Origin of the sequence: Tenacibaculum sp., assembly GCF_048269885.1 — a bacterium.
In the GTDB taxonomy this organism is placed as follows: Bacteria; Bacteroidota; Bacteroidia; order Flavobacteriales; family Flavobacteriaceae; genus Polaribacter.
Genome location: NZ_JBLWTZ010000003.1, coordinates 39,192 through 58,047, shown reverse-complemented (window position 1 = coordinate 58,047; position 18,856 = coordinate 39,192). Strand labels below are relative to the sequence as shown.

General features: G+C 32.5%; 12 protein-coding genes and 3 tRNA genes. 2 read left to right on the top strand and 13 right to left on the bottom strand.

Features of this window, described 5'->3' with window-relative positions; translation table 11 throughout:
- Positions 1 to 6: 6 nt before the first annotated feature.
- The 11 genes from ACN0WY_RS03020 to ACN0WY_RS02970 all read right to left on the bottom strand — a co-directional run bounded on the left by ACN0WY_RS03020 (position 7) and on the right by ACN0WY_RS02970 (position 12,782).
- Positions 7 to 5,970: a hypothetical protein gene (locus tag ACN0WY_RS03020; RefSeq protein WP_417799514.1), complete on the bottom strand. Its 5,964-nt coding sequence runs from the start codon at positions 5,968 to 5,970 to the stop codon at positions 7 to 9.
- Positions 5,960 to 6,586 (bottom strand): hypothetical protein, encoded by a 627-nt coding sequence (locus ACN0WY_RS03015; RefSeq protein WP_417799513.1) that lies wholly within the window; start codon positions 6,584 to 6,586, stop codon positions 5,960 to 5,962. The genes ACN0WY_RS03020 and ACN0WY_RS03015 overlap by 11 nt, the downstream gene beginning before the upstream one ends.
- A 1-nt stretch (position 6,587) precedes the next feature.
- A complete protein-coding gene (locus tag ACN0WY_RS03010) occupies positions 6,588 to 7,232 on the bottom strand; it encodes a hypothetical protein (protein ID WP_330489470.1) in 645 nt (214 codons plus the stop codon).
- Positions 7,233 to 7,234: 2 nt separating this feature from the next.
- A complete protein-coding gene (locus ACN0WY_RS03005; RefSeq protein ID WP_330489471.1) occupies positions 7,235 to 8,362 on the bottom strand; it encodes a hypothetical protein in 1,128 nt (375 codons plus the stop codon).
- Between the two features lie 147 nt (positions 8,363 to 8,509).
- Entirely contained in the window at positions 8,510 to 8,662 is a 153-nt protein-coding gene (locus tag ACN0WY_RS03000) for a phage integrase SAM-like domain-containing protein (RefSeq protein ID WP_417799512.1), read from the bottom strand.
- Between the two features lie 54 nt (positions 8,663 to 8,716).
- Positions 8,717 to 9,052, bottom strand: coding sequence for an Arm DNA-binding domain-containing protein (locus ACN0WY_RS02995; protein ID WP_417799511.1), 336 nt, complete (start codon positions 9,050 to 9,052; stop codon positions 8,717 to 8,719).
- Positions 9,053 to 9,110: 58 nt separating this feature from the next.
- Entirely contained in the window at positions 9,111 to 10,163 is a 1,053-nt protein-coding gene (locus tag ACN0WY_RS02990; protein WP_417799510.1) for a hypothetical protein, read from the bottom strand.
- 221 nt (positions 10,164 to 10,384) lie between these two features.
- Positions 10,385 to 10,458, bottom strand: a tRNA-Arg gene (locus ACN0WY_RS02985).
- Positions 10,459 to 10,466: 8 nt separating this feature from the next.
- Positions 10,467 to 10,541 (bottom strand) — tRNA-Pro (locus ACN0WY_RS02980).
- Positions 10,542 to 10,566: 25 nt separating this feature from the next.
- Positions 10,567 to 10,648: transfer RNA gene (locus tag ACN0WY_RS02975), tRNA-Ser, on the bottom strand.
- A 91-nt stretch (positions 10,649 to 10,739) separates the two neighbouring features.
- Positions 10,740 to 12,782, bottom strand: coding sequence for an HDIG domain-containing metalloprotein (locus ACN0WY_RS02970; RefSeq protein ID WP_330489476.1), 2,043 nt, complete (start codon positions 12,780 to 12,782; stop codon positions 10,740 to 10,742).
- Positions 12,783 to 12,988: 206 nt separating this feature from the next.
- Here ACN0WY_RS02970 and ACN0WY_RS02965 point away from each other — a divergent pair, with 206 nt between their 5' ends.
- Entirely contained in the window at positions 12,989 to 14,164 is a 1,176-nt protein-coding gene (locus ACN0WY_RS02965) for an acetyl-CoA C-acyltransferase (protein WP_330489477.1), read from the top strand.
- 25 nt (positions 14,165 to 14,189) lie between these two features.
- The gene (locus ACN0WY_RS02960; RefSeq protein WP_330489478.1) at positions 14,190 to 14,963 is read left to right on the top strand and encodes a C40 family peptidase; all 774 of its coding nucleotides are present in this window, start codon (positions 14,190 to 14,192) and stop codon (positions 14,961 to 14,963) included.
- 74 nt (positions 14,964 to 15,037) lie between these two features.
- On the opposite strand, the gene ACN0WY_RS02955 is transcribed toward ACN0WY_RS02960, so the two are convergent.
- Positions 15,038 to 16,276, bottom strand: coding sequence for a tetratricopeptide repeat protein (locus ACN0WY_RS02955; RefSeq protein WP_330489479.1), 1,239 nt, complete (start codon positions 16,274 to 16,276; stop codon positions 15,038 to 15,040).
- A gap of 16 nt (positions 16,277 to 16,292) precedes the next feature.
- The gene (gyrA, locus tag ACN0WY_RS02950) at positions 16,293 to 18,794 is read right to left on the bottom strand and encodes a DNA gyrase subunit A (RefSeq protein ID WP_330489480.1); all 2,502 of its coding nucleotides are present in this window, start codon (positions 18,792 to 18,794) and stop codon (positions 16,293 to 16,295) included.
- Positions 18,795 to 18,856: the final 62 nt, after the last annotated feature.

Sequence of the window (18,856 nt, the reverse complement as noted above, 5' to 3'; positions counted from 1 at the left end):
TGGTTGTTATTTTAATAGGCTTAATGAGTGTACAAAGTCGTTGTCTTTGGCAAACCAATCTTTTGTTGGCTCGTACCCTTTTTTAATAAATGTAAGAAGTTCTTGTAAGGTATACGATTTTGCTTGTATGGAGTTTACTAATTTTAATTCGGCTTTTGTATTATTTGCTCTTTTTAAAGCAGTATCTAAGTTGGTACGTCGTATCTTTTTACTTTTAATTTCAGTACTATCATACGGCGCTTCCCATATAATGTGGAAGTCTACTTCGTCTAAAATGTATGCAATTAACTGTGATTCATATGCTTCTACAACAAGTTGAATATCTTTCCCTGAGCTTACAATTGAAAATAGTGTATTGAAAAATGCTGCGTGTTTTTTAACGGTTTGTGGCTTGGTAAAAAGACTTCCGGTTTGTGCTTGATTATTTTCTTTAGTAAGTGTATGAATATTGACTGCTGTTTTGAGAATCCATAACGAGTCTTTCGATTGGATTTTTAACTGGTTATCACTTTGAAAAAATAGATTATCTTGATTTTTCCCTAAATAGATATCATCGTTAAATATCTTTCCGTCAATAATATTTACAAAAGTGTTTGAAACCAATGCGTTATTTTTAAAAACATTTTCAAAACCTGTTGCAGTCGTATTTTCTATTCCTAAATCTTTGGTAAGGTCGTTATTAGTTATTCTTAAAATTGGTGGTTTATAATTAAAAAAAATCATGTTTTTACTAGGAGTTAAGTCTACCAAAGTTTTGTTTTTATCATTGTTGTTTGTTGTTAAAAGATACTCTTTAGTTCCTAATGGAATTACCCTTGTATTCGGAACAGTGTTTTCTTCTATTAAACTTTGTACTAATGCCTCAAAGCTCCTGTAGGCTTTTGTTTTTATAGTACCTTGATAGGTATTTGAATGCAATGTTTCTAAATTTTGATGGAATTTTTTAGCGCTATTAAACCAAGGCTCTTGTCCAAAAACAGCATTGATAGCACTTTGAGGAATTTCTATCCAAACATTTCCTAAGGTAGTAGCTGTTTTTTCTAGTTCTTTTTTAATTTCATCATCTTTCTTTATTTTAAAGGCAGTAACTTCACTCAGATTGTCCTGTTTTATTATTAATAAATCTCGTCCAGATATTACAATTGCTTTAATAGCGTCAAAAGAGGGGTACTGCCTTTTCAATTTTCGTAAGGTAGAAGCTTTGATAAGATTGGTACTTGTGATATTTTTTTCTGCTGAGTTCAAAAATTTATTTCTCTTTTTAAAGAACACATTATTGTATGGGGTAAATATGATTGAGTTTCCAAAGTTTATATACCCTCTATGTTTTATTAGAGGTATATTCTGTACAATAAATGTGTTGTCTTCATTAACAATTAATTGTTCTCTATTGGTAAGTTTACATCTTAAGAAATCATAATTAGCACTCCTTTCTTCTTTTAATTCGGGAAGTTTATACTCATTGGTTTGGAATGTGTTTATGTAAGGTTGTGACAAATAAATATAGGCTTTGTTATTCTTATCAAAACAAACATTCCAACATATTAATGGACGTTCTGAATATTTAAAAAGTTTTTTATTGAACTTATAAAACAGGGTGTCATTTTTTACCTTTAAAGGAGGTAACCTTTCCGTCATTATCCAATAATTGAAGTCTAGTTGTATATGCGAAACTGTTTCATTGGCTATATAATTGATCTTTGATTGTGCATTATTACCTGTGTTTACTAAGGCCAATGCTTTATTTATATTCTCTGGAAATCGCGTTTCTTGCCCTCTAGGAAAGTTTGCAATGCTTTGTAAGGGTAATAGTTTTACTTCAGCGCTATTACTTTTAAAAACTCCTGATTCTATATGCATGCCTTCACCATTATCTACCAATGTTACTGACGATTCATTTGAGGCTCCTACTTTTTTAGTAGGACTTCCTCCATTGGTAAATCTTCCTCCATCTTGTGTACCTCTTCCTTCATTTTTACCTCTTTTACTATCGTTGCCAATACCCATAGGAGCTATTTTAAATGAAATTTTTGTTGGGTCTTTTAAAATTTCTAAAATCATTTCTGGATCAAAATCTAACAGACTTAGTATTTTTTCTAAAATCATTTCTTCAGAAAAATCACCTATGGTAGGCACTTCAATTCCTAGGTTTACTCCTAGCACATTAAAATCTAAATAAGCATTGTTATAATTTGCTTCTAAACTTAGTCCTGATAATTTAAAACGATCAATTTTAACATTACCAGCTAGAGAAACGGTGGCATTTTTTGCAAGACTGGTTAAATCTCCTATTTCAAGTTTAGAAGCAACTGCTCCATGTAAATAGGCTGTTTCTAAAAAGTTATAATTGATTTCACCTGCTAGTTTGATTGCTGAGTTTGATGGTGTTTTTTGGGCACTCATATCAGAATCCACCTTAATTCCAAGTGTATTGATAGTCATTTGACTTCTAAATAAGTTATCATCACAATTAACTGTTACTTGATTGTCAAATTGTAGTATTTTACGTAATTGACCTTTGGTATTAGATGCCATTTTAAAGCAGCCTTTTGTGGTTTGCAACACTCCTTTTCCTTCCAACACATTCAATACCGTAATTAAATACAAATTGGCTTCTAAAGCTACGTTACCAAACTTACCATTTGCATAATAGGCACCTAAACTACCTTTTAAATTAATTAATCGGCTACTGGCTTCGGTATCTGCTGGTGTGCCTACGGTAATATTCGTATCAAAAGAAACACGTTTCTCTTCTAAGTCTAACGATACATAGGTCCCGTATAATGTAAGTGGCGGAGAGGCAGAAAGTAAATAAGCACCTGGTAAAGGAAACGATAACGAAGGATGGAATCGAATGTTATTTTTAGTTACTTCAAACCTCATAGATGGAAAGGTTAAATTGTTTAGTTCAAGCTGTAAAAAACCTTCTATTCTAACTGGATTTATGTGAATCGTTATTTTTTCAATCCGTGCATGTAATCCTGGAACAATCTCTGTACCTAAATCGTTCATTAGGCTAGTATTTGCTAGTAATCCGTTAAGAATAGCTGTACTTGGTAAATCGATACGAATTGCCTTTAAAAGGTCTTCTTCAGAGAGGTTAATGGTAATTTTAAACCCTGGAACCACAATCCCTTTTAAATGAGCTTCAGCTTTAAATACTAGCTTTCTATCTAAACCAAATAGCTTCACTTCTTCAACATCCGTTATTGATAAACCATCGGCTTCTTTAGAAAATTCAAGGGTTAATTTTTTATCTTTTATACGTTTTTTTATTTTTTCTTTTACGTGGTTATTCAGCTTATTTTCAAAGGCTGTTTTTAAATCGAATCCGTTAAATTTGGCCTCTACAATGTTTTTTGTATCTGGAGCTATTTCAAAAGTTCCTGCTTGCTCATACAAACCAATGGCTTCTATTTGAACAAAGGCATCAATTTTTAAAACTCCTTTCTCAAATCGTGGATTTTTTACTTTTAAGTATTTAAAATCTGTATATTGAGTAAGGTTTTCTTGTATTTTAGCTATAATTTCTCGTTCGATGACAGGAGCGGCTAGCTCTACTATTGTAAGGTTTCCGGAAGTATTAAATGTAACCTTAGCAAAGTTTGCTGGATCTTTTTTATATACTGCTTTAAAAGAAGCGTTTGAGTTTTGAAGACTGCAATCTATGTCTTCAAATTTAAAATCGAAGGTAAATAGCGAAATTTCTTTGTTTGCTAACAGGTCATTACACTTTTTTTGAATGGTTCGTTCAAATTGAGATACCACATAGGTTTCGAATGTTGATTTGATAATTTCTTTAAATACCTCTTCTATATTTTCAACTCGCAATCCTCTTTTCGTAATAGATACTAACATTTTTTTATCGGCGAAACCTTTAACCCACATCTCTCCTGTTATTTCTCTATTGTTATAATTTAATGTAAACTTAGAAAACTGTACTTCTTGAGAAAGGTTTAACATTAAGTTTCCTATTTCTGACGTACTTAGTGTTCTGCTTACAACTTGTAATAAAGCCTCTTTCGTTGTAGTTAAATATTTTTTTACATAAGTTCTTATGATTCCTTCATAGGGCAAAAAGGTATTTGAAATGTTTATCGCAGATTTCCCGTTTTTTAAAGATGTTTTAAAAAGGATATCAACCGCAGCTGTTTGCTTGAACTTTTTATTTAACGCAGTAAACCCAATAGGCACATAGCTAATATTTCCTACAATTTGATCTTGGTTATACGCCACTTTAGTTTGAATAATACTGTCTGCCAATATTAAGTTTTGTATGCGTTTTTTGTTTTCTTTTTTATCCAGTATTTCTTGGAGTCTTGCTGTAATTTTTTTTCCAAACAATTCTCTTAATTTACTGGAAATAAACTCATTTTCTTTTTGAATTTCACTTAAAGTAAACTCAAAAGAATTGGTTTCTTTTTTAATATTAAGAAGGTCTCGAACAATACTACCAGACCCTACGTGAAATGAAAAAGTAGTGTCAAAGTTGTTAGGGTTTAGGGTTATATGGTTTAATTGTAATCCTAATTCTTTACTTATTTGAAGCCTATTAAATACTTCTTTTTGGTCTTTGAGTATTGTTTTAAAGTTTGTCCATGGACTGTCTTTTGGAATGGTAATTTGTAGGTTATTAACGGTTTCGTTTTTTCCATCGTAACCAGTGCAGGTCACTAAAGTATTTTGGGGGCTTTTTTTCGCTATTGCTAGGTTTGATATTTTAATTCCTAAGGGAATTTCTGAAACGATTTTTTTTAACGATGCTTTTAACGAATCTATTTGCACAGGGTTTAAATTTACACCTGGTATAAATGACTTGCCTTTTAATGATGTTTTATCATCAAATACTTTTGTTTTATACACTAAATAGAGGCTTCCGGTAATTCCTTTAATTTCTTTGTGCTCTTTTATATATTCTATTGAATTTTCTGGTAGTTTTAATCGCAACCAGCAATTGGGTTTCTTTTCTAAATAGTTAGGAATAATATCTATATAGTTTTTAGCTCCTATAACTTCGTTCAACTCTTGCTGTGCTTTAACAATTGTTTTTGTCGCTTTTTTATTAAGTAATGTTTGAAGTGATTCATATTCTTTGAGAAGGGCTTTTTCAAAATTTAGAATTTTGTTTGCTGCTTGGGTAATTTTTGCTTCTGTGCGTGCGTATTCTTCTAAGAGATAAGCATACTTTTTCAACGTTTGTTCTTTTAATTGTATTTTGAGTTGTTCTGCAGATACTCCTTCTTGATAGTTTTTTAAAATTTCTAAATTAGGGTTGACAATAGCTTCATACTTTGCAATTTCTGTTTGTATTTCTGAAATTTCTTTCATTGGTATTATTTCACCTAACAGTTCTTTTGGAACTTCTTTGAAAATATTTTTTATGATGGTTATTTTAAGTTTAGAAATTTTTGCTTCATAAAAGGCTGTAAGAAATTCTTCTTTTGTAATCTCTTTTTCCTGTGTTAATAGTTTTTTTAACTTGGGTAATAATTCATTAAATACATATATGTAGTTGTATGCTGTTGATGTAAGAACTACTTTAGTATTGGTGGAAGTAATTTTTTCTTTTGCTCCTTCAAAGTCTTCTTTTAAGTGTTTTGGTAACAGTACTATTGTTCCTTCAGAAATTACGGTTTCTAATAGCTCTGAGGTATTTTGTGTTCTTAGTGAATCTAGGTGTTTAATAAGGTCATTTAGTAATTGTTTTGTTTCGTCTAGTTCTAAATTTTCGCTAGAAAAAACACCTCCAAAACCACGAATACTATTCAACACTAGTTCTGGTTTGCTTTGATTTTTTAATTGATCTATAAACTGAAAAAGACTCAAAATATCTGCGACGTCATGATTTTCAATTGCCTTTTTATTCGCTATAGAGAGTAAACGTTCATTAGAATTATTATCTACCACATACCCCACTAATACAAATACTGAAAGTATAATTAGCGATAGTTTTATTGTTTTAGTTTTCATTGTTTATTTCTATATTAAATAGTTGGGTTTCTCCTATGTTAAGTGATATTTTCTTCTCTACTACAGCGGTGCTGTTTTTATTTCTAACACGATAAGTCAAATGAATTTTAGGTAGTTTTTGGGTACTTATTATTTTATCGGGAGAAGCTGCCCCAGAATTCCAATCGAGTTGTATATCTGAAATATACGATGCACTAAATTCCCAGTTGGATTCGTTTTTTCCTTGTACTCCATAAATTCCAAAATAGCTTTTATCGGTACGGTAGCTATCTCCATCCTTCTTATAAAATGGCCCCCAAGCATAGTAACTATCTGTTTTATTTAGGGTATTATTGGTAAGGTTAATAAAACCATTATGGTATTTTATTTGTGCTTTTTTGTTTAGCTGTAGCCTTCTCCACACCCCTCCTTTGGGTCTTACTTGAAAGATTATATAGGCTTGGGGTTGTTGTAATTCAACTTCGCAATACATAAAATCTTTAGGAGCTCCTATACTTATTGTTTTTGCTGCATCTTCTTTAGACTTGGCAAAAACTAACATCAATAAAATAGAGGCTCCTAAGGCACATGCCAATAAATCAATAAAGCTAATAAGTGTTCTTGCTTTTTTAAACATCTTAGTAATTTTTTATTTCTATGAGCTTCTTAATATGCATCGTATCTTTCAACGCTCTTTGTTTAAATTCTACCGTTAGGTTTTTAAATCCTATTTCGGTTCCATAAACTTTAGGTACTGTTTCATAAAACCCTGAAAAAACCTTCTCTGAATTTAACTCTGAGGCTCCTTCGATTAGTTTTGCTTTTACGTTTACGCTTCTTGTTGCCATGGTTGGATTTTTTGCAAGAATTTGTTTGTTAAGCGTAAACTTTATCTGCTTCTTAATAAGGGTATCTGATAGAATGCCATACACAACCATTTGTTCTTCTGGAAGAAAATAAACTTGTTCATCAACACGTTTTAAGGCTTTTAATGCTTGGTCATAGCTCCAAACACCTACGTTCATGTTTTTCTTAAATAGTTTGAAGTCTTGAGTTGACTGAAACCTAAGAGCTACTTGTCTTATAAAAACCATTCTTCCTTGCGACATATCATCAGAAAACAACGAAAGTGAAGTACCGTTAAATTTATTGCCAGATTGTGTTCCATTTCCTGAACTGTTTCCAACATTAACTACAAAAACCAACATTAATACAATACAGGCTCCTAAGGCACATGCCAACATATCGACACTGCTTAAACTAACTCCTTTATTCTGAGCCATTGCTAGTCTAAATTTAATTTATTAGTAGGATCAATAAACAACTTTAACAAACCTAACAGTAGAGTTAGTATGAGTGCTATTAATGTAGTTGAAAATGCAACACCAAGCACTTGAGTAATGGATGAAATAGAAATCGCTTGGTCTAAACCAGCCCCTGATCTAAAAATAATATCAGCATCTGAAAGCGCATTACTCAATCCTCTTATAGTTCCTATAAACCCTATAGCTGTAAGCGATGAAAAAATCCAATTATAGTAGTTGTAGTAGCGCTGTGATATTTCATTATTTTTTTCATTTTCTTTAGAAATTTTACGTTTTACGACAAGAATTAACAGCGCTACAAAAAACAAACACATCATAACCAATTGTTCTGGTCCTTTAATCCACTCTTTTCTTTGCGTTGTATATTTTACTGCCTTATCGTCAGAAATGGAAAGTAATATTTGAAAACACAAATCTTTAATTTGTTTATATTCTTCTTGTGCTTCTAAGTTTGAATTGGGAATGCTATTTGGTACATCTGTAAACACTTGTTCTACTCTGTAGTGATAAAAAAGTCTGTTTAATACTGCATGAATTTCATCTGTAGAGGAACCCTCTATTTTTTTATATGTGTCTTGAGAAGTATTTTGAAGTAAAAATTCATCATAGGCATCTATTGCTCCTTTTTTTTCAGACAAACTTTGAACAATATGTTTTTTTATTTCACTTCTAGCTTGGGGTTCTGAACCGTTTTGACTTTTTCCGATAGACTGAAGTAAGTCTATCAACACATCTAAAGATGTTTTTGTTCTTAAATCGTTTGTGCTTGTAATTTCCCTTTGAAAGAACGTGGATAGAATGGTACTGACATTCGAAATTTGAAGATCGTTATTTATAACATTGGCGGCATTTAATATGCGCCAAGTCAATACAGGATTATCACCTCCTTTCATTGTTGATAATCGTTCTTCTGATTGTAGCGCACCGCTTAAGGACGGATCTTTTTCAAAGGTTTGAGCTAAAAAATTACTCTTCAACATGTTTTTCTCCATGGAGTTATAGGCTAGCCCCAAAATACAGTAGTAAGAAATAACCCCTACAATAATTCCTGTTAAAATTAAAAACACAGGATGCTTTAAGTTTTTCATTTTTAATTCTTTAAGTTTGGTTATGACTAAATTAATAATTTATAAAACAAAAAAACTACCTATTTATAAGTAGTTTTAACTTTCCTATGTCTTTGAATTTTCATCAATGTGTTTGGTCGTTTTTTTAGCTCTTATTTTCACTCTTTGCTAACTTCTATTTATGATGACTTGACTTAGTTGAAGTTCTGTTTTAAGATAATTTCCCAAATCCTCTATAAATTTTAAATCGAGTTTGTTCAGTTTTATATCATGTCTTTTGTATTTAAACTTTTCTACCTTTCTTTTATATACCTGCTTCAAGAAACTTCTTTAAAATCAATTCCTATACGTTTTTTGGTTTGCTCATTGTGAATATCATACAACTCCAACAAAGTCTTCTCTACTCTCGTATTTTTTTCCTTTATATTGACTGTATGTATCATCAACATTAAAATCGTTTTGTTGAAGTTGTAGTAATAAAAAAGCCTCATTAATCTTTTGACTAATAAGGCTTAATTGTGTATTTACAATTTCTGAGTTTTCTGCTTTATCTAAAAGCTTTTGCTTCTTACTATTCCACAACTTTGGATCTATAAATATCCCTGTTGCAAACTGTTTTCTTTTTTTATTATACGTTATTCTACAATACAAGGTAGTTTTCTTATCTGCTCTTACCTTGCTTTTAAATGTTATAAATCTAATTAATACCATAGTACAAAAAAAGAGGCATTTAAGCCTCTTTAAGTTTTTTTATTTTTTATTATATATTCTATTCAGGTACAGGTTTAAAATGTTTAATTAACCCATCAATAGATAATTTACCTCCAATAAATACATTTAAAGAAGACCATTTATTTTCTTTTTTAACCCAATCAAAGCCGACACTAAATCCCGTATTAAAAAGTTCTGTAAAAGAGTTATTATTCAAAGCTACATCTACTAATGAAATCGAAGCTCCTATGTTTAAGATATCACTATCCCTAAAAGTTTTATGTATATACGGAGTTAAAACAACCCTCTCTAATATTTTACTTGCAACTGTTGTTTCTTCCTTTATTAACTTGAAAGGAAAAATAGGTGCTGATAAACCAAGGTAAAAATTCCCCTTTCTATTATAACTACCAACCCTACCATCTTCATCCTCTCCGATAATTGCAATATTTGAATCCATAAACTCAAAAGGTAAATCCTGAAACGCCTTTAAATCAGCATAATTTGTTGAATTATTATATCCCACAACAGTACCTAATGCCATAAACTTTAGATTTTTAAAATAAAATTCAGCATTTAAATCTATCGAATATGTGTAAGGATATTTCGTTGTTTTTACATTTGAAATGGTATCATAAAAAACCTTTTTATTGTCATATTTAATAGATGAAGTAATTCCACCAGACCAAGCCAAGGTAGACAACTCGTTTCTATTCAAACTATCAATTGTTTTTATAATACCTAGTTTAATTCCCACCTCTGGATTTACTAATCCTTTGGTAATAGTTTGAGTATTAACCAAATTTATTTCTGTTAACAAACTAAAAGAAGTTTGAAGAGTAAAGACTTTAACAGAATCTCTTTCTTCATCTTTATTTGTTTTTTTGAATCCATTATAATATTTAATAGATGCTCCTTTTTTTAACCAAAAACTTAAAGGTGAATTCAATTGGAAATTTAAAGAAGTTGTTTTTTTTGAGAACTCTGTATCAATTCCAAATTGTTTTGCTTTTTCTGTAAAGAAAACTCCCTCTCCATTACTATTTTTAAAAATTTGCGAAAACAAAACAGAAGTATTTAGAAATACGATACATAAAAGTGCTTTTTTCATAAGTGATTAAATTTATGGTTAGTTAATGGAATAAATTTAAACCTTAACTTAAAAAGTTTCCTACCTAACAGTAGGTATTCACAAAGCATCTTTTTTACCCCTTTTTAACTTAATGTTGAAGCAATTTTAAAAAGGTGTGATCTGAAAAAACATAGTAAATTGTAAGCACTATAAAACCTACAAAAACAAAAAAGCCTTACTAAAACTAGTAAGGCTTATTGTGATCGCGACAGGATTCGAACCTGTGACCGTCTGCTTAGAAGGCAGATGCTCTATCCAGCTGAGCTACGCGACCATTGTTTGTCGGGGTGGCAGGATTCGAACCTGCGACCTCCTGCTCCCAAAGCAGGCGCGATGACCGGGCTACGCTACACCCCGATTAGTGTCATCTACAATTTTTTTGCGGAGAGACCGGGATTCGAACCCGGGCATCCCGAAGGATGACAGCTTAGCAGGCTGCTGCATTACCACTCTGCCACCTCTCCTTAATTCTTACCGAAGTGTGAATTAAAAATTGCGAGTGCAAATGTATAACTATATATACGTTTCTACAAACTTTTTTGCTAAAAAAATTACCTATTCTGGATACTCAACACGTAAGTGATAGATATTCATTAACTTATTCTTAATAATTTTTTTAATTTTTTCTATTTCTCTAAAAGTAATATCAGAATTTATGAACTGATTATCGTTTTTTTGCTTGTCTACAATTCTATCGATTAATACATCTATCGATTGTGCTGTCGGGTTTTTTAAACTTTTAGAAGCAGCTTCTGCTGCATCACACATCATTAAAATAGCAGTTTCTTTTGAAAACGGAATTGGCCCTTGGTATTGGAACTTCTGAATATCAACATCTGGATTGTTCTCTTGTTCTTGTTTATAAAAATAGTAAGTAACACTTGTTCCGTGGTGTGTTCGAATAAAGTCTATAATCCTATCTGGCAATTTATGTTTTTTCGCTATCTCAATTCCGTTAATTACATGATCTAAAATAATACGTGCACTGTCCACTGGTAATAAATCGTTATGGGGATTCACTCCTGTAGATTGATTTTCGGTAAAATACATAGGGTTTACCATTTTACCAATATCGTGATACAAAGCTCCTGTTCTTACTAGCATGGAGTTAGCTCCTATTTCATTAGCTGCTGCTTCGGCTAAATTAGCTACCTGCATGGAATGCTGAAACGTTCCGGGTGCTTTTTCATTTAAATCTCTCAATAGTTTTGAGTTTGTATTAGAAAGCTCTAATAACGTTACATCAGAAACCAGTCCGAAAAGTTTTTCATAAAAATAGATAAAAAACACAGCTAAGAACGATAACAGTCCATTCGCAGCAAATAACCCAAAGTACATCCAATTTATTTTATCTGCATTTCCTTCTTTTAAAATAGAAAAGGCAAAATAAGTTACCATATAAATTAGCGTAATTTGCCCGATAGACATAAATAAGCTCGCTCTTTTATACAGTTCAGACACCGTTAATATGGTTACAATTCCCGCAATAATGTGTAAGTAAATAAACTCAAAACTATTTGGTACAATAAATCCTAATAACAATACGGTAAGCACATGGGTAAACAACCCCAATCGGGCATCGAAAAAAGCTTTCAATACAATTGGTAAAATACTTAATGGAACTACATACAAATAATCAGAATTGTACTTTACCACCATCGTTTGCACAAAAATCATTAAAAAGATATTGAAGAAAATAAAGGTTACTTTATTATTGTCGTTAAACGTTTCAAATCTGTATCTTTCTAAAAACAACAGCAACATCAATAAAGCTAAGGCTACTAAAATTGTGTACCCAAACACAATCCAATTATAGTTAGATTTTGTCCAAATTCTAGAGCTAGATGCCACCTCATATGATTTTAAAACATTATACTTTCTTCCTTCAACAATGTCTCCTTTTAAAATAATTAATTCTCCTTTTGAAACCTTTCCCTTAGCATAAGAAATACCTTGTAAACGCTCATTTAACTCCTTCTCGCTATATTTAAAATCATATGTTACATTAGGACGCAAGCTACTCGATAGGTAATTTATAAGTAAGCGTTGTTTGTAATACTGAAGGTTTTCTGTATTGCTTCTTAAAAAATTTAAAATATCTTTAGATTGTATCAATTTAGAAAAAGGAATGTCGTCTATAGAATTTCCTTTACGTAGCACCACTACATCTCCTCTAGTTGCTTTATCGATACTCGCATCGTCTAAAAAACCATACAAGTATATTTTATGAATCAGCTTTTCTCCTTCTTTAATTAAGTCCCTAACTGCACTAGTTGATAACGAGTCTAGGGTTGTAATCTCATTGGTAAACGAACGTATTACCTCTGCTTTTACCGAAGCATCAACTACAAAATATTTTTTTGAACTATTTTCTACTTCTCCTTTCTCTTCAGCTATTTCTTCTGGAGTTTTTTGAATAGCAAAATCAAAAGGAGCATATAAGTTATCATACTGCCATGGTTTTCCTTGCGGAAAATCGTATTTAAACTGTCCTCCTTTAGGAAACAAATACACAATAGCAATTACTGTAATTAAGAATAACAATACTTTATAAATTATCGTGTTATTCTTGTACAGTCTGTTGATTAAATCGTTCATTTTTGATGTTTATAAAATGTAAATATAACCTTTCTCTATTATTTGAGTACTTATTATAAAATGGTTATTTTCGCAAAACAAATCTTAATACAATTCACCCAATACATGAAATCAATTGTAAAAAATAATTATTAAGCCCTTAACAGCTTTATTATTTTAATGGTTTTTGCTTATTGGAATAAATAAAAATTAACAAATAGTAGCACATGAAAGAAGTAGTCATAGTATCGGTTGCAAGAACTCCAATTGGTAGTTTTTTAGGAACATTATCAACTACACCTGCACCTAAGTTGGGGGCTGTAGCCATTAAAGGAGCTTTAGATAAAATTAACTTGAAACCAGCAATGGTTCAGGAAGTTTTTATGGGAAATGTTGTTTCAGCAGGTTTAGGGCAAGCACCAGCTCGTCAAGCTGCAATCTTTGCAGGAATTCCTGATACTGTACCTTGTACTACTGTTAACAAAGTTTGTTCATCAGGAATGAAGTCTATCATGTTAGCTGCACAAACTATTGCTTTGGGAGATGCTGAAATTGTAGTAGCCGGTGGTATGGAAAATATGAGCATGATTCCTCATTACCAACATGCCAGAACAGGGAGTAAGTTCGGTCCTATTAAAATGGAAGACGGAATGCAAAAAGATGGATTGGTTGATGCATACGAACAAGTAGCAATGGGGGTTTGTGCTGATGAATGTGCTGTTGAATATGAATTCTCAAGAGAAGACCAAGATGCTTTTGCTGTTGAATCATACAACCGTTCTGCTAAAGCTTGGAGCGAAGGTAAATTTACAGATGAAGTTGTTCCTGTTGAAATACCGCAACGCCGTGGAGAGCCTATTATCTTTTCTGAAGATGAAGAGTACAAGAATGTAAAAATGGAAAAGATTCCTGCTTTGCGTCCTGCGTTTACAAAAGAGGGTACGGTAACTGCTGCAAATGCATCTACTATTAATGATGGTGGAGCTGCTTTGGTATTAATGTCTGCTGAAAAAGCTGCTGAATTAGGGTTAACTCCTTTGGCAAAAATTAAAGGATATGCCGACGCTGCCCACGAACCAAAATGGTTTACAACAGCTCCTGCAAAAGCATTACCAAAAGCTTTAGCTAAAGCTGGAGTTTCAATTGATGATGTTGATTATTTTGAGTTGAACGAAGCTTTTTCTGTAGTTGGATTGGCAAACATGAAAATCTTAGGCTTATCTGCTGATAAAGTAAATGTGAATGGTGGAGCAGTTTCATTAGGACACCCATTAGGAGTTTCAGGAGCTAGAATTATTATTGCCTTAACTTCTATTTTAAAACAAAACAACGCTAAAATTGGTGCTGCTGGAATATGTAACGGTGGTGGTGGTGCTAGTGCAATGGTTATAGAAAGAGTTTAATTGTTTTAAAATACCTAACTAATAGATGTCTTTCGGAATTTGTAATTTAAGTATTGTTCCTCTTCGATTAGAGCCTTCTGATGCTTCAGAAATGGTAAATCAAGTTGTTTTTGGTGAACACTTTGAAGTCTTAGAAAAATCTAAAAAATGGAGTAAAATCCGTTTGGCTTTTGATGAGTATGAAGGATATATAGACAATAAACAATACGAAGAAATTTCAGAAGAGATACATGCTCTTTTATCTAAAGAGAAAAAGCACTATGCTGGCGAATTGATTGATTTTATTACCGATAACAATAGTAATTTAACCACGATTCCTATGGGAGCTCGTCTTCCGTTATTTAAGAATAATAAAATTAACATTAATCATACCTCATTTTTATACGAAGGTAAAGTATGCAACCGTAAGCTGGTAAAATCTGCGATTGTAGAAACTGCTTTTTTATTCTTAAACGTTCCCTATTTATGGGGTGGAAAATCACCTTTTGGAATTGATTGTTCTGGATTTACCCAAACGGTGTATAAATTGTGTGGGTACAATCTTTTACGTGATGCAAAACAACAAGCAACTCAAGGTGAAGTATTGAGTTTTATTGAAGAGAGCGAACCTGGTGATTTGGCTTTTTTTGATAATGAAGAAGGAACGATTACTCATGTCGGAATTATTATGAACGACTACAACATCATACATGCTCACGGAAAAGTTCGTATTGATAAGTTAGACCACAGTGGAATTTACAATGTTGATACACAACAACACACCCATAAACTTAGGGTTATTAAACGTTTGATTGAGTGATCAGCGTTTAATTTATAGCACATAAAAAAACCGAAACTTTAAAGTTTCGGTTTTTTTATGGTTGAAATAATTGCTTACTTCATTGATTTGTATAATTCTCTGTATTCAGAAGCCTTATCACTCATTTCTAAAACTTCGTATAAGTTCATTAACGTTTTAACAGTTTCTACATTTCTGTTTAAACTATCTGCTTTTTCTAAAAATGGAATAGCTTCTCGATACACTTCTTTTTGCTTTGCAGCTAGCTCATCATACTTTTTAAAGTTAGATAAGTTTTTATTCATCTCATCTACAATTGCTTTTTCTTTGTTTAAAACCACTACTGCTAAATTCATATAAGCATCAGCATAATCTGGTTTTAATTCTACAGCTTTTGTGTAGTACTTCTTAGCATCTTCTATTCTTCCTTCGTTAAAGTTTACAACACCTAAATTGTAGTATAAAGTTGGGTTTTCTGGATCTAAAGCTACAGCTTCACTCATTAACTCTCCAAACTTATCCATCTTTCCCATATCAACATATAGTTGAGCTTCATTTAAAATTAAGTTTAAATCTTTAGGGTTAGAAGCACGGGCATCTTTAAAAGCTGCGATAGCCTCATCTGTTTTCCCTTGTTCTTTTAAAATCAAAGCTATGTTCTTAACGATGGTAGCCGATTTTGATTCAGAAGATTTAGTCTCAGGCTTTACAAAACTTCCCGACTTTACCATTAAATCTCTTCTCGCTTTATCAGTTCCAAAGCTTTCTACTTTCCCTGTAGCTTTATCGGTAGCTACATATTGTTCTTCAACGCCTGTATAACCTACTTTTTGTAATTCTCTATAATATTCAATTGCCTTATCATACTCTTTTGCTTGAGTTGCAGAAATCGCTGCATTGTACGCAAATGAAGTATCAGTAGGGCTTAATACATATGTTAAATAGAAGTCTTCAGCAGCTTGCTGGTAATCTTTTTTATTATTGTATAAATCAACCGCTTTTTTTGAAACCTCTTGAATCATCTGATTTAAAATTGGCTTCGCTTCATCGCCATACTTATCGTCTTTCATGGCTATCAAAGCATTGAATGCTTCTCCTGCTGCTCTATATTCTTTTTTAGCAGCCAATGCTTTTCCTTTTAAGAAGTAAAATTTAGACTTATATTTATCTTCACCGTTCATCATTAAAGACCCTTCTATTGCGTTAAGGGTACTTAATGCTGTAGTAAAATCTTGTTTTTTTATAGCTTTCTCAGCAGCTTTAAGTTCTGATTTTTGAGCAATTGCCCCTAACGACATTAATCCTAAAGAAAGGGCTAAGATTTGTTTTTTCATTTTTGTTATGATTTATTTATTGTTGTTCTTGACTTTCATTCGTTTCATTTTCAATTTCCGTGCCATCTTCTTCTTCGTCTTTTTCATGCATCACTTTTGCTACTGCTGCAATATCGTCATTATCTTTAATATTAATCAATTTAACTCCTTGAGTTGCTCTACCCATAACTCGTAAATCTTCTACAGCCATTCTAATAGTTAACCCAGATTTGTTAATAATCATTAAGTCGTTAGAGTCGTCTACATTTTTAATAGCAACTAAATTACCAGTTTTTTCTGATATATTCAACGTTTTAACTCCTTTACCTCCACGGTTCGTTATACGGTAATCCTCTAAGTTAGAACGTTTTCCATATCCTTTTTCTGAAACTACTAAGATATTACTTTCCATATCATTAACAGCGACCATACCAATTACTTCATCATTTTCATGTGATAGGGTAATACCACGAACTCCTGAAGCGGTTCTTCCCATTGGACGAGTTTTAGCTTCTTCAAAACGAATTGCTTTTCCAGATTTAAGTGCTAACATTACTTGGCTATCTCCTGTAGTTAACTTCGCTTCTAATAATTCATCTCCATCTTTAATGGTAATTGCATTGATACCATTAGCTCTTGGACGAGAATATTGTTCTAAAGGAGTCTTCTTAACCTGACCACGTTTTGTTGCCATAATTACATAGTGATTGTTGATGTAATCTTCATCTTTTAAATCACCTGTTACTAAAAAGGCTTTTACTTTATCGTCTTGTTCTATATTTATTAAATTTTGAATCGCTCTTCCTTTTGTATTCTTTCCTCCTTCAGGAACTTCATACACGCGCATCCAGAATACCTTTCCTTTTTGAGTAAAGAACAACATATACTGGTGGTTCGTCCCTACAAATAAGTGTTCTAAGAAATCTTCGTTACGGGTCGTTGCCCCTTTTTGTCCGCGTCCCCCTCTATTCTGAACTTTATATTCATCTAAGTTTGTACGCTTTACATAACCTGCATGCGAAATGGTAACAACAACTTTAGAGTTAGGAATCATATCTTCGATTCGCATATCTCCTCCTGCATATTCAATTACAGAACGACGATCATCACCATACTTTTCTTTTACTTGAATTAATTCTTCTTTGATGATATCATAACGTCTAGGTTCATTCGCAAGAATATCTTTCAAATCTGCTATCGTTTTAATGATTTCGTCATATTCAGCACGTAACTTATCTTGCTCTAGTCCTGTTAACTGACGTAAACGCATTTCAACAATGGCACGTGCTTGAATTTCTGTCAGTTCAAAACGCTCCATTAATTTTTCACGAGCTTCATCAGCATTAGCAGAACCTCTAATAATTGCAATTACCTCATCAATATTATCAGAAGCAATAATTAATCCTTCTAAAATATGCGCACGTGCTTCGGCTTTCTTTAATTCGAATTCTGTTCTACGAACAATTACTTCATGCCTGTGTTCAACAAAATAGTGAATTAACTGCTTTAAGTTTAACTGCTCTGGACGTCCTTTTACTAAGGCAATATTGTTTACACTAAATGATGTTTGTAATTGTGTATATTTAAACAATTTGTTTAAAACAATATTAGGAATTGCATCGCGCTTTAGTATGTAAACAATACGCATTCCTTTACGGTCAGATTCATCACGAATACTTGCAATTCCTTCTAATTTCTTTTCATTGACCAAGTCGGCAGTTTTCTTAATCATTTCTGCCTTATTCACTTGGTAAGGAATTTCAGTTACTATGATACACTCACGTCCTTTTACTTCTTCAATCGTAGCTTTTGCACGCATTATAATACGCCCACGACCTGTATGGAAAGCATCTCTTACGCCATCGTAACCATAAATAATTCCTCCTGTTGGAAAATCGGGTGCTTTGATGTGTTGCATTAACTCATCAATCTCAATATCGCGATTATCAATATAAGCAACAGTACCGTTAATCACTTCTGTTAAGTTATGAGGTGCCATATTGGTTGCCATACCAACTGCAATACCCGATGCTCCATTAACTAACAAGTTAGGAATACGTGTTGGTAACACGGTTGGCTCTTGTAACGTATCATCAAAATTTAGCTTGTGATCTACAGTCTCTTTTTCTATATCAGATAACATTTCTTCTGATATTTTCTGCATACGTACCTCGGTATAACGCATTGCTGCTGGACTATCACCATCAACCGAACCAAAGTTCCCTTGTCCATCAACCATCATATAACGCACACTCCAATCTTGTGCCATACGTACCATAGAGTCGTAAACCGAAGTATCTCCATGTGGGTGGTACTTACCTAATACTTCCCCTACAACTCTTGCAGATTTTTTATATGCTCCAGTAGCTTTAATTCCTAACTCATGCATACCGAATAAAACCCTTCTGTGTACAGGTTTTAAACCGTCTCTTACATCTGGTAATGCTCTGGATACTATCACCGACATTGAATAATCGATGTATGCGGACTTCATTTGCTCTTCAATGTTGATAGGGATCAACTTTTCGCCATCTGCCATATATTTTCTTTTAAAATATTAGTATTTATTTTCGTCAAAAAAGTGAATTTTACACTCGATAA

What these genes read in the sequence shown, in the direction of transcription:
- ACN0WY_RS03020 (WP_417799514.1), bottom strand. Translation starts at nt 5,970, where the DNA reads ATGAAAACTAAAACAATAAAACTATCGCTAATTATACTTTCAGTATTT.
- ACN0WY_RS03015 (WP_417799513.1), bottom strand. Translation starts at nt 6,586, where the DNA reads ATGTTTAAAAAAGCAAGAACACTTATTAGCTTTATTGATTTATTGGCA.
- ACN0WY_RS03010 (WP_330489470.1), bottom strand. Translation starts at nt 7,232, where the DNA reads ATGGCTCAGAATAAAGGAGTTAGTTTAAGCAGTGTCGATATGTTGGCA.
- ACN0WY_RS03005 (WP_330489471.1), bottom strand. Translation starts at nt 8,362, where the DNA reads ATGAAAAACTTAAAGCATCCTGTGTTTTTAATTTTAACAGGAATTATT.
- ACN0WY_RS02995 (WP_417799511.1), bottom strand. Translation starts at nt 9,052, where the DNA reads ATGGTATTAATTAGATTTATAACATTTAAAAGCAAGGTAAGAGCAGAT.
- ACN0WY_RS02990 (WP_417799510.1), bottom strand. Translation starts at nt 10,163, where the DNA reads ATGAAAAAAGCACTTTTATGTATCGTATTTCTAAATACTTCTGTTTTG.
- ACN0WY_RS02970 (WP_330489476.1), bottom strand. Translation starts at nt 12,782, where the DNA reads ATGAACGATTTAATCAACAGACTGTACAAGAATAACACGATAATTTAT.
- ACN0WY_RS02965 (WP_330489477.1), top strand. Translation starts at nt 12,989, where the DNA reads ATGAAAGAAGTAGTCATAGTATCGGTTGCAAGAACTCCAATTGGTAGT.
- ACN0WY_RS02960 (WP_330489478.1), top strand. Translation starts at nt 14,190, where the DNA reads ATGTCTTTCGGAATTTGTAATTTAAGTATTGTTCCTCTTCGATTAGAG.
- ACN0WY_RS02955 (WP_330489479.1), bottom strand. Translation starts at nt 16,276, where the DNA reads ATGAAAAAACAAATCTTAGCCCTTTCTTTAGGATTAATGTCGTTAGGG.
- gyrA (WP_330489480.1), bottom strand. Translation starts at nt 18,794, where the DNA reads ATGGCAGATGGCGAAAAGTTGATCCCTATCAACATTGAAGAGCAAATG.